Raw genomic sequence first — 1813 nt, forward strand, 5'->3', positions numbered from 1 at the left:
CCTATTTCGCCTGGGCCGGCCCGGCATTCGCGTTTTTCGGACTGGGCACCTGCCTCTATTTCGCGTCGCAGGGGGCTGCGAAGGTCGGCGGTCCGGTGCTGGCCGGTACCGGCCGCCTGCTGCTGGTCGCGCTCGGCGGCTGGTGGCTGGTGTCGATCGATGCCCCGGCCTCAGCGCTGTTCGCGCTGGTCGGCGCCGCCATGGTGCTGTTCGGCGTCGGCGTCGCCGCATCGGTCTGGCTGACGCGTTGGGGCAAGTGAGCTTTGGGGCAAGTGAGTTCCGCATTGCACAAATTCGATTTTTTGCTATGCAGGCCCGCTTTCAAGGGAGAGGCCTATGTCTTGCCGATTCGGCACCATCGTTGCGAACCTGGCGATTCTGGCGGCGTTGCTTGGCGCTCCCACGCATGCGCAGGCCAGTGAGGCGACCGGCGTCTGGCTGACCCAGGCCGGCGACGCCAGAGTGCGCGTCAGCAAATGCGGCGGCGGACTTTGCGGGGTCATCGTCGGGCTGCGGGATCCGATCGATCCCGCCACCGGCAAACCCCAGGTCGACGACAAGAATCCCAATCCGGCCCTGAAGAAGCGCCGGATGATCGGGCTTCCGCTGTTCAGCGGCATGCAGCCATCAGCGCCGAACCGATGGTCCGGGCAGATCTACAACGCCGATGACGGCAGCACCTATGTGAGCCATGTCTCGCTGGCCGGTCCGGATACGCTCAAGGTCGAGGGCTGCATGGGCGCGCTCTGCGGCGGCGAGAACTGGACCCGCGCCGGACGGTGATTTACGCCGCCATCGCCTTCAGCGCCGTCGCCGCCGAGGCATAGCCGCCGCGGGCGCCGTCGATGAAATGCACATGGTCGCTGCGCGTGACCGACGGCGCAAAGCAGGTCATCATCGCGGCATCCTGCCGGTGCAGGCCATAGCGCACAATTCCCGCCGCGGCCGCCGCGGCCAGAACCTTGGTCAGCGCGCCTTCCAGCTCCGGCGTGCAGTCGAGGATCATGCGCAAGCCGTCGTCGTATTTGCGGAAGTCGGAATTCTCCACCACCTGCTGCACATAGGTCTTCGGCACGAAGCCGCCGACGCTGATGCCGAAGCGCATGATGACATAGACGAACAGCGTGTTGGCCAGCACGAAGGCGCGCCGCCTCAGTAGCGACCCGCGCATCGTCGCGACTTCGTATTTGTTGCCGCTCGGCGGCCATGTCAGCGGCGGGCCATCCGGCGGCACCGGCCGTCCGGCATCCGGGCTGCGCTCGACCAGCGCGATGATGTCCTCGATCACCTTGCGAAAAGCCTGCGGATCGGCGGCGCGCGCGGGCACCACCAGCACCGAGAGGATAAGGCCGCGCACGGACGGAATTTCCTCGAACCGGCACGACAGCCCGGTGAGATCCGGCTGGGTGCCGGGCGCGGCCTTCGGCACCGCGAACTCGCCACGCTTCATCGCCGTCTCCGCCCAGCCGAGACCGCCGCCGGAGAACATCGCATAGGACAGATTGGCCGACGGCCCGAACCGCGCGACCCGAACATCAAGACCCTGCGCCCGCACCGCCGCCACCGGCACCAGCGCCACCCGCATCACCAGGTTGAGGCTCTCCTCGACCCAGATCGCGGTCGCCGCCAACGCTTCCCGGGTGCGCTCGACATCGTCCGGCGACACCGCAAAACTCGCGCCATCGCCGCCGAACACGAACGGAAACTCGCGGCCCTCCAGCGCGTTCGTCACCGCCGCGATCACCGAAGCGCCGGCCATGTTGACCGCCTTGTAGCGCGCCTCCGCGATCGCCCTGGTCGATTCCACGATATC

General features: G+C 67.5%; 2 protein-coding genes and 1 pseudogene. 2 read left to right on the top strand and 1 reads right to left on the bottom strand.

Going from position 1 to position 1813, the window contains the following annotated elements; translation table 11 throughout:
- A pseudogene (locus Q7U29_RS03730) lies at nt 1-260 on the top strand (MATE family efflux transporter); the annotation flags it as partial.
- 76 nt (nt 261-336) lie between these two features.
- The gene (locus Q7U29_RS03735; protein WP_304738584.1) at nt 337-783 is read left to right on the top strand and encodes a DUF2147 domain-containing protein; all 447 of its coding nucleotides are present in this window, start codon (nt 337-339) and stop codon (nt 781-783) included.
- 1 nt (nt 784) lies between these two features.
- Here the strand turns inward: Q7U29_RS03735 and Q7U29_RS03740 are convergent.
- Nucleotides 785-1813, bottom strand: a 1029-nt coding sequence (locus tag Q7U29_RS03740) for a DUF3095 domain-containing protein (RefSeq protein ID WP_304738587.1), incomplete at its 5' end; no start/stop codon positions are given.

The sequence above is a fragment of the Bradyrhizobium sp. genome, from assembly GCF_030654605.1.
In the GTDB taxonomy this organism is placed as follows: Bacteria; Pseudomonadota; Alphaproteobacteria; order Rhizobiales; family Xanthobacteraceae; genus Bradyrhizobium.

Bases quoted from the DNA above. Each gene is read 5' to 3' on its own strand.
- Q7U29_RS03735 (WP_304738584.1), top strand. From the start codon at position 337: ATGTCTTGCCGATTCGGCACCATCGTTGCGAACCTGGCGATTCTGGCG.